Source organism: Metapseudomonas otitidis (assembly GCF_900111835.1).
Taxonomy (GTDB): domain Bacteria; phylum Pseudomonadota; class Gammaproteobacteria; order Pseudomonadales; family Pseudomonadaceae; genus Metapseudomonas; species Metapseudomonas otitidis.
Genome location: NZ_FOJP01000022.1, coordinates 90,283 through 99,750, shown reverse-complemented (window position 1 = coordinate 99,750; position 9,468 = coordinate 90,283). Strand labels below are relative to the sequence as shown.

Sequence of the window (9,468 nt, the reverse complement as noted above, 5' to 3'; positions counted from 1 at the left end):
ATCGACGACCACATCGACAACGACCCGGACCTGCGAGGCAAGCGCGACCTGCTGACCAGCATCGACGGAGTCGCCGACAAGACCGCCGCCCTGCTCCTGGCGGAGCTGGGCGACCCGCTGCGCTTTGCCAACAGCCGCGCCATCACCGCCTTTGCCGGGCTCAATCCACGGCTGCAGGAGTCCGGGAGCTATCGGGGGCAGACACGCATCTCCAAGATGGGCTCATCGCGCCTGAGGGCCGGCCTGTACATGCCCGCGATCAGCGCCCTGACCTACAACGAAGCGATCAGAGCCATGGGCGAACGGCTAAGGGAGCGGGGCAAGACCGGCAAGCAGATCGTCTGCGCCGCCATGCGCAAGCTGCTGAACATCGCCTATGGCGTGCTGAAATCGGGCCAGCCGTTTGACGCAAAACTGGCCCTTGCTCACTAGAGATCAAGACGGTATCTACGGGGAATGCCCCTGAACCGCGCGGTACCACCCCGGTAGAAGAAGCGAATTCATTCGCGAAACAGCTCCCGGTGCAAACGTGCTAGCCCGCAGCCCGCTCCGACGGCCGCCGCGCACCGGCCACCAGCTTGTCCACCGTCTTCGCCGCCGCAGCCATGCCGAAGCTGGCGGTGACCATCATCACCGCGCCAAAGCCGCCAGCGCAGTCCAGCTTCACGCCCTCCCCCACGAAGCTCTTCTGCTGGCACACCGAGCCATCGGGCTTGGGGTAGCGCAGCTGCTCGGTGGAGAACACGCAGGGCACGCTGTAGGTGCGCCCCGGCGTGCGGGAGAAGTTGTAGTCGCGGCGCAGCATGGAGCGCACCTTGGCCGCCAGCGGGTCGTTGAAGGTCTTGTTCAGGTCGGTGACCTGGATCTGCGTCGGGTCCACCTGGCCGCCGGCGCCGCCGGTGGTGACGATCTGGATCTTGCGCCGCTTGCACCAGGCGATCAGCGCCGCCTTGGCCGCCACGCTGTCGATACAGTCGATCACCGCGTCCAGCTCCACAGTGATGTACTCAGCCATGGTCTCGCGGGTGACGAAGTCGGCTACCGCATGGACCACACAGGCCGGGTTGATGGCGCGGATGCGCTCGGCCATCACCTCCACCTTGGCCTTGCCGACACTGCCGGCGATGGCATGCACCTGGCGGTTGGTGTTGGTGATGCAGACGTCGTCCAGGTCGAACAGGGAAATCTCCCCGACCCCGGAGCGTGCCAGCGCTTCGGCCGCCCAGGAACCGACGCCGCCGATGCCGACCACGGCCACATGGGCGGCCTGCAGGCGCGCGAAGCCTTCCTGGCCGTAGAGGCGGGCGATACCGCCGAATCGTTCGTCTGTCATCTCGTCACTCCGTCGCCCACCGGCGGGCGGCGCGCATTATAGGAAGGGCCCCGCTCCGCCCCAAGCCCATCCCGGCTGAATGGCAGCCCATAGATTCGCCCTGGGTCGGCCGACGCTATAGTCCCTGCACACCGACAGGGGGAGCCCCATGCGCAACTTCACCTTCTACAACCCGACCCGCATCCACTTCGGCGAAGGCCAGATCGCCAAGCTGTCCCGGGAGATTCCCGCCGGCAGCCGGGTGCTGGTCACCCACGGCGGCGGCAGCATCTTCCAGAACGGCGTGTGGCAGCAGGTGGAGCAGGCGTTGGCCGGCTACAGCCTGGTGCGCTTCGCCGGCATCGAGCCCAACCCGCAGTTCGACACCCTGGTGCGCGCCGTCGAACTGGCCCGCCAGGAGCAGTGCGACTTCATCCTCGCGGTGGGCGGCGGTTCGGTGATCGACGGCAGCAAGTTCATCGCCGCCGCCCTCTGCCATGACGGCGACCCGCTGGACCTGCTCACCGGCACCCGCGCCCAGGCCGCCGTGCCGCTGGGCTGCGTGCTGACGCTGGCGGCCACCGGCTCGGAGAGCAACCCCCACGGCGTGGTCACCCACGTCGCCCGCCAGGAGAAGCTGCCCTTCTCCAGCCCGCTGCTGTACCCCCGATTCGCCATCCTCGACCCGCGCACCACCTTCAGCCTGCCGCCCCGGCAGATCGGCAACGGTGTGGTGGACGCCTTCGTCCACACCCTGGAGCAGTACCTCACCTACCCCGCCGACGCGCCCCTGCAGGACCGCCAGGCCGAAGGCCTGCTGCTGACCCTGATCGAGGAAGGCCCCAAGGCCCTGGCCACCCCCGAGGACTACGCCGTACGCGCCAACCTCATGTGGTGCGCCACCCAGGCCCTGAACGGCCTGCTCGGCTGTGGCGTCCCCCAGGACTGGGCGACCCACATGATCGGCCACGAACTCACCGCCCTCTATCACCTGGACCACGCCCAGACCCTGGCCGTGGTGCTGCCCGCGCTGCTGGACGAGCGCCGCGACGCCAAGCGCGAGAAGCTGCTGCAGTACGCCGAGCGGGTCTGGGGGCTCAGCGGTGACGGGGCGGCGCGCATCGACGGTGCCATTCACGCCACCCGCGCTTTCTTCGAGCGCATGGGCGTGCCCACCCGCCTGGCCGACCATGGCCTCGACGCCGATGCCATTCCCCGCGTCCTGGCCCAACTGGAACGCCACGGCATGACCGCCCTTGGCGAGCGTCGCGACCTAGACCTGGCGGCCAGCGAACGCATCCTGCTGAAGGCGCTCTGACCCCCTTCGCAGCGGTGCCGCGCACACCGCTGCGAAACTTCCGCAGGCGTCGAAGGACAAAGGGTTTGTGCGGCGACGGAGCGGTACGTCTATCGTTCGTACACAATCTATACAGTCGCCGGACGCCGGAGTAGCATGCGCGCCGACCAGCGCTCGCTGGCGCTATCTCCCCCGTTCCACGCTTCGGAACCCGAAATCCCTATGTCATCGCGTAAATTTGGTCTCAACCTGGTGGTCTTCGTGGCGGTCGCCGCGTTGTTCACCGGACTCTGGGCGCTCTACAACCGTCCGGTCAGCGCGCCCGACTGGCCCGAACAGATATCCGGCTACTCCTACTCGCCGTTCCGCGCGGACCAGAACCCGCAGCAGAACCGCTACCCCACCGACGAGCAGATCCGTGAAGACCTGGAGCTGCTGAGCAAGCAGACCGACAACATCCGCACCTACTCGGTGGACGGCACCCTGGCGGACATCCCCCGCATCGCCGAGGAATTCGGCCTGCGCGTGACCCTCGGTATCTGGATCAGCCCGGACGAAGCACGCAACGAGCGCGAGATCACCAAGGCCATCGAGATCGCCAACACCTCCCGCAGCGTGGTTCGCGTGGTGGTGGGCAACGAAGCCCTGTTCCGCCGCGAGATCAGCCGCAAGGACCTCTCCGCCTACCTCGACCGCGTACGCGCCGCCGTGAAGGTGCCGGTGACCACCTCCGAGCAGTGGCACATCTGGCTGAAGTACCCGGAGCTGGCCAACCACGTCGACCTCATCGCCTCCCACGTCCTGCCCTACTGGGAATTCATCCCCATGCAGGACTCCACCCAGTTCGTGCTGGAGCGCGCCAAGGACCTGAAGAAGGCCTTCCCGAAGAAGCCGCTGCTGCTGTCCGAAGTGGGCTGGCCGAGCAACGGCCGCATGCGCGGTGGCGCCGACGCCACCCAGGCCGACCAGGCCATCTACCTGCGTACCCTGGTCAACGCCCTCAACGCCCAGGGCTACAACTACTTCGTGATCGAGGCCTTCGACCAGCCGTGGAAGGCCAGTGACGAAGGCTCCGTGGGCGCCTACTGGGGCGTCTACAACCTCGACCGCCAGCCCAAGTTCAACTTCGAAGGCCCGGTGATCGCCATCCCGCAATGGCGCATGCTCGCCGTCGCCTCGGTGGTCATGGCCCTGCTGGCCCTGGCCCTGACCCTGATCGACGGCAGCGCCCTGCGCCAGCGCGGTCGCACCTTCCTCACCTTCGTCGCCTTCGCCGGCGGTTCAGCCCTGGTGTGGATCGCCTACGACTACAGCCAGCAGTACAGCACCTGGTTCAGCATGACCGTCGGCGTGCTGCTGGGCATCGGCGCCCTGGGCGTGTTCATCGTGTTGCTCACCGAGGCCCATGAGCTGGCCGAGGCCGTGTGGGTCCGCGCCCGTCGCCGGCCGTTCATGCCGGTGCTGGCCGACAGCGCCTACCGTCCCAAGGTCTCCATCCACGTGCCGTGCTACAACGAGCCGCCGGAGATGGTGAAGCAGACCCTCGACGCCCTGGCCAACCTCGACTATCCGGACTTCGAAGTCCTGATCATCGACAACAACACCAAGGACCCGGCCGTGTGGGAGCCGGTGCAGGCCTATTGCGAACAGCTCGGTCCGCGCTTCCGCTTCTTCCACGTGGCTCCGCTCGCCGGCTTCAAGGGTGGCGCGCTGAACTACATCCTGCCGCACACCGCCCCGGACGCCGAAGTGGTCGCGGTGATCGACTCGGACTACTGCGTCAACCGCAACTGGCTGAAGCACATGGTCCCGCACTTCGCTGACCCGTCCATCGCCGTGGTCCAGTCCCCGCAGGACTACCGCGACGGCAACGAGAACACCTTCAAGAAGCTCTGCTACGCCGAGTACAAGGGCTTCTTCCACATCGGCATGGTGACCCGCAACGACCGCAACGCGATCATCCAGCACGGCACCATGACCATGATCCGCCGCAGCGTGATGGACGAACTGCAGTGGGCCGACTGGACCATCTGCGAGGACGCCGAGCTGGGCCTGCGGGTGTTCGAGAAGGGCTACGCCGCCGCCTACGCCCACGACAGCTTTGGCCAGGGCCTGATGCCCGACACCTTCATCGACTACAAGAAGCAGCGCTTCCGCTGGGCCTACGGCGCCATCCAGATCATGAAGGGCCACGCCCGCAGCCTGTTCATGGGCAAGGACTCCGAGCTCAAGCGCGGCCAGCGCTACCACTTCATCGCCGGCTGGCTGCCGTGGATCGCCGATGGCCTGAACATCTTCTTCACCGTCGGTGCCCTGCTCTGGTCGGCCGCGATGATCATCGTGCCGCAACGGGTCGACCCGCCGCTGCTGATCTTCGCCATCCCGCCGCTGACGCTGTTCTTCTTCAAGCTCGGCAAGATCGTGTTCCTCTACCAGCGTGCGGTGGGGGTCAACCTGAAGGACGCCTTCTGTGCCGCCATCGCCGGCCTGGCGTTGTCGCACACCATCGCCAAGGCGGTGCTGTACGGGTTCTTCACCAAGACCATCCCGTTCTTCCGCACACCGAAGATGCGCACCAACCACGGCCTGCTGATGGCCCTGGCCGAAGCCCGCGAGGAAGTGTTCATCATGCTGCTGCTGTGGGGGGCCGCCATCGGCATCGCCATCGTGCAGGGCCTGCCCAGCTCCGACGTGAAGTTCTGGGTCGCCACCCTGCTGGTGCAGTCGCTGCCCTACGCTGCCGCACTGGTCATGGCACTGCTGTCCTCGGCGCCGAAACCGGTGGTGGCCGAGCAGCCCCAACCCGCCGCGGCCTGACCTCCGCGAGCGTCCTAAACGGCGGCCAATGGCCGCCGTTTATGTTTTAAGATGTCGCCCTTTTCCGCCTTGCCGCCCCGGAGCCCCTGCATGACCGCCCTCTCCCCCACCCTGGAACTCGCCTGCGACCTGATCCGCCGCCCGTCGGTCACCCCGGTCGACGAAGGCTGCCAGGAGCTGATGATGCGCCGCCTGGAAGCCGCTGGCTTCCGCATCGAACGCATGCGCATCGAAGAGGTGGAGAACTTCTGGGCGATCCGTGGCGGCGAGGGCCCGGTGCTGTGCTTCGCCGGCCACACCGACGTGGTGCCCACCGGCCCGGTGCAGGCCTGGCAACACCAGCCGTTCGAGGCCCTGGTGGACGAGCACGGCATGCTCTGCGGCCGTGGCGCCGCCGACATGAAGGGCAGCCTGGCCGCCATGGTGGTGGCGGTGGAGCGCTTCGTTGCCGAGCACCCAGACCACAAGGGCGCCATCGCCTTCCTCATCACCAGCGACGAGGAAGGCCCGGCGCACCATGGCACCAAGGCCGTGGTGGAACGCCTGGCCGCCCGTGGCGAGCGCCTGGACTGGTGCATCGTCGGCGAGCCCTCCAGCACCACCCTGGTGGGCGACGTGGTGAAGAACGGCCGTCGCGGCTCCCTTGGCGCCACCCTCACCGTGCGCGGCGTGCAGGGCCACGTGGCCTACCCGCACCTGGCGAAGAACCCGATCCACCTGGCCGCCCCGGCGCTGGCCGAACTGGCGGCGGAGCACTGGGACGACGGCAACGCCTTCTTCCCGCCCACCAGCTTCCAGGTCTCCAACCTCAATGCCGGCACCGGCGCGACCAACGTCATTCCCGGTGAACTGAAGGCGGTGTTCAACTTCCGCTTCTCCACCGAATCCACCGTCGAAGGCCTGCAGCAGCGGGTCAACGCCATCCTCGACAAGCACGGCCTGGACTACCACGTGGAGTGGGCCCTGTCCGGCCTGCCGTTCCTCACCGAGCCCGGCGAACTGCTGGACGCGGTGGCCGCCAGCATCAAGGCCGTGACCGGCCGCGAGACCACGCCCTCCACCAGCGGCGGCACCTCCGATGGCCGCTTCATCGCCACCATGGGCACCCAGGTGGTGGAACTCGGCCCGGTCAACGCCACCATCCACCAGGTCAACGAACGCGTCCTGGCCAGCGACCTGGACCTGCTGACCGACATCTACCAACAGACCCTCGTCCGCCTGCTGGCCTGATCATGCTCACCTGCCCCCTCTGCCAGGGCGCCCTCACGGCGCTCGACAACGGCGTCGCCTGCCCCGCCGGCCACCGCTTCGACCGCGCCCGCCAGGGCTACCTCAACCTGCTGCCGGTGCAGCACAAGAAGAGCCGCGACCCCGGCGACAACGCCGCCATGGTGGAAGCCCGTCGGCGCTTCCTCGATGGCGGCCACTACGCACCCCTGGCCCGCCGCCTGGCGGAACTGGCAGCCGAGCGCCAGCCGGGCCGCTGGCTCGACATCGGCTGTGGCGAGGGCTACTACACCGCCCAGCTCGCCGACGCCCTGCCGGAAGCCGAGGGCTACGCGCTGGACATCTCCCGCGAGGCGGTCAAGCGTGCCTGCCGCCGCACACCCAGCCTCACCTGGCTGGTGGCGAGCATGGCCCGCGTGCCACTGGCCGACGCCAGCTGCCAGTTGCTGGCCAGCGTCTTCAGCCCGCTGGACTGGCAGGAGGCGCAGCGCCTGCTGGCCCCAGGCGGCGGCCTGCTGCGCATGGGCCCGACCCGCGGCCATCTGATGCAGCTGCGCGAGCGCATCTACGACGAGGTGCGCGACTACGACGACCAGAAGCACCTGGCGCTGATTCCCGCCGGCATGGCCCTGGCCCACAGCGAAACCCTGGAATACACCCTGCACCTGGACAGCGCCGAGGCCCGTGCCGACCTGCTGGCGATGACGCCCCACGGCTGGCGTGCCAGCGCCGAGCGCCGCGCTGCGGTGATCGCCGAACCGTTCGACGTGACGGTGTCCATCCGCTACGACTGGATCGTCAAGGCCTAGCCCCGGCGGGCTCGAAATAGCGCCCACTCCCCCTTAAACTTGCAGCCTCACGAGTGACCGCCCCGCGCACCGGCCGGGGCCCCGCCAGGACCTTCCCATGCGCCAACCCGATATCGAGATCTACCTGAAGGACGCCGAACAGGACGCCGTCACCGCCTGGCTGACCGAAGCCATCGGTCCCTGCAGCGACTGGCAGGCGCGCGGCCAGACCTTCAAGTGCCGCGCGGGCGACATCCCGGTGACCTGGCTGCCCAAGGCCGTGGGCAAGTGGCACAGCCTCCTGCTGGAAAGCGATGCAACCCCCTGGGACAGCGACCTGGCCTGCGCCCAGGCGGCCCACCAGGCGCTGGGCGTGGAGATCCGCTGCGCCCCCGGCGGCTGGGACGAAGCCCAGGGCGAGGAAGACGCCGACCGCTGGCTCAAGGTCAACGCCGACGGCGTCAGCGAGATCACCTGGCGTACGGACTGACCCCTCCCGCTGCAGACGAACCCGGCCCCGGCCGGGTTCTTTCATTCCGGCCCTCTTACGCCGCCTTGTTCATGAAGCCGCTGCAGCTTCATCCCCGAATCAGCCGCTGCACATCGCCTTCGGATTCGACACCCCCTGCGTGAAATGGCCTACACGCGGAGCAGACGGACGGACTTTGACAATCATTCTCATTCTAATTAGTATCGCCATCCATCGAAGCCAACCACAGGTGCCGGTCCCCATGTACGTCTGCCTCTGCCAAGGTGTCACCGACGGTCACATCCGCGAAGCGATCTACGAAGGTTGCTGCAGCTACCGTGAGATTCGCGAGACGCTCGGCGTCGGCACCCAGTGCGGCAAATGTGCCTGCCTGGCCAAGCAGGTGGTGCGCGAGACCCTCACCGAGGTCCAGAGCAGCCAGGCCGCCCTCACCTACCCGGCCACTTTCGTACCGGCCTGAACACCCCCTTATGAAGAACCGGACCTCGAGTCCGGTTTTTTTATGCCCGCAAATCAAGCAGTTAGCGACAAGACGCGGACTTGAAGCGTTCGTATTCACATTCAAATTATCTTATATATCAATCACTTACGTTGACACCCGGGCGGAACTGGTTAAAATTCCGTCACTCAACCCCTTGCGTGGCAGGACCCCCTCATGAAAGGCGACAAGAAAGTCATCCAGCATCTCAACAAGATCCTCGGCAACGAACTGGTGGCCATCAACCAGTACTTCCTGCACGCCCGGATGTACGAGGACTGGGGCCTGAAGAAGCTCGGCGAGCACGAGTACCACGAGTCCATCGACGAGATGAAGCACGCCGACAAGCTCATCAAGCGCATCCTCTTCCTGGAAGGCATCCCGAACCTGCAGGACCTGGGCAAGCTGATGATCGGCGAGAACACCAAGGAAATGCTCAGCAGCGACCTGAAGCTGGAGCACAACGCCCTGCCGGACCTGAAGGCCGCCATCGCCTACTGCGAAAGCGTCGGTGACTACGGCAGCCGCGAGCTGCTGGAAGACATCCTCGAGTCCGAGGAAGAGCACATCGACTGGCTGGAAACCCAGCTGGGCCTGATCGAGAAGGTCGGCCTGGAGAACTACCTGCAGTCGCAGATGGACGAGTAAGACACCCGCCCATGAAAAAGCCCCGCGTCAGCGGGGCTTTTTCATTTCAGCGGGAGGCTCAGGCGCCGGCCTTGCTCACCGCATCCTTGATCAGTTGCTGCAGCTCGCCCTTCTCGTACATCTCGACGAGGATGTCGCTGCCGCCGACCAGCTCACCGGCCACCCACAGCTGCGGGAAGGTCGGCCAGTTGGCGTACTTGGGCAGATTGGCGCGGATTTCCGGGTTCTGCAGGATGTCGACGTAGGCGAACTTCTCGCCACAGCCCATCAGGACCTGGGCAGCACGGGCGGAGAAACCGCACTGGGGAGCATTGGGAGAGCCCTTCATGTACAGCAGGACGGTGTTGTTGGCGATCTGCTCTTTGATGGTTTCGATGATATCCATGGCTACCTCGGCTGAACTATCCGACT

10 protein-coding genes are annotated in these 9,468 nt (G+C 66.6%); 8 read left to right on the top strand and 2 right to left on the bottom strand.

Annotated features, from left to right (window positions below):
- Positions 1-432, top strand: a 432-nt coding sequence (locus tag BM198_RS25365) for a transposase (protein ID WP_139233708.1), incomplete at its 5' end; no start/stop codon positions are given.
- A gap of 100 nt (positions 433-532) precedes the next feature.
- On the opposite strand, the gene tcdA is transcribed toward BM198_RS25365, so the two are convergent.
- On the bottom strand, positions 533-1,333 hold the full coding sequence (gene tcdA / locus BM198_RS25360) for a tRNA cyclic N6-threonylcarbamoyladenosine(37) synthase TcdA (protein WP_044414406.1): 801 nt from the start codon (positions 1,331-1,333) through the stop codon (positions 533-535).
- A gap of 148 nt (positions 1,334-1,481) precedes the next feature.
- Here tcdA and BM198_RS25355 point away from each other — a divergent pair, with 148 nt between their 5' ends.
- The 7 genes from BM198_RS25355 to bfr all read left to right on the top strand — a co-directional run bounded on the left by BM198_RS25355 (position 1,482) and on the right by bfr (position 9,057).
- Entirely contained in the window at positions 1,482-2,630 is a 1,149-nt protein-coding gene (locus tag BM198_RS25355; protein ID WP_074973416.1) for an iron-containing alcohol dehydrogenase, read from the top strand.
- A 201-nt stretch (positions 2,631-2,831) separates the two neighbouring features.
- Positions 2,832-5,426, top strand: coding sequence for a glycosyltransferase (locus BM198_RS25350; RefSeq protein WP_044414409.1), 2,595 nt, complete (start codon positions 2,832-2,834; stop codon positions 5,424-5,426).
- Between the two features lie 90 nt (positions 5,427-5,516).
- On the top strand, positions 5,517-6,656 hold the full coding sequence (gene dapE, locus BM198_RS25345; protein WP_074973414.1) for a succinyl-diaminopimelate desuccinylase: 1,140 nt from the start codon (positions 5,517-5,519) through the stop codon (positions 6,654-6,656).
- A 2-nt stretch (positions 6,657-6,658) separates the two neighbouring features.
- Positions 6,659-7,462 (top strand): putative RNA methyltransferase, encoded by an 804-nt coding sequence (locus tag BM198_RS25340; protein WP_074973412.1) that lies wholly within the window; start codon positions 6,659-6,661, stop codon positions 7,460-7,462.
- Between the two features lie 97 nt (positions 7,463-7,559).
- Positions 7,560-7,931 carry a hypothetical protein gene (locus tag BM198_RS25335; RefSeq protein WP_044414416.1) on the top strand — a complete coding sequence of 124 codons (372 nt, stop codon included), beginning with the start codon at positions 7,560-7,562 and terminating at the stop codon, positions 7,929-7,931.
- Between the two features lie 241 nt (positions 7,932-8,172).
- On the top strand, positions 8,173-8,391 hold the full coding sequence (locus BM198_RS25330; RefSeq protein WP_074973410.1) for a bacterioferritin-associated ferredoxin: 219 nt from the start codon (positions 8,173-8,175) through the stop codon (positions 8,389-8,391).
- 195 nt (positions 8,392-8,586) lie between these two features.
- The gene (gene bfr / locus BM198_RS25325; RefSeq protein WP_044414420.1) at positions 8,587-9,057 is read left to right on the top strand and encodes a bacterioferritin; all 471 of its coding nucleotides are present in this window, start codon (positions 8,587-8,589) and stop codon (positions 9,055-9,057) included.
- A 58-nt stretch (positions 9,058-9,115) separates the two neighbouring features.
- On the opposite strand, the gene grxD is transcribed toward bfr, so the two are convergent.
- Complete coding sequence (grxD, locus tag BM198_RS25320) at positions 9,116-9,442, bottom strand: Grx4 family monothiol glutaredoxin (RefSeq protein WP_044414422.1); 327 nt, start codon at positions 9,440-9,442, stop codon at positions 9,116-9,118.
- Positions 9,443-9,468: the final 26 nt, after the last annotated feature.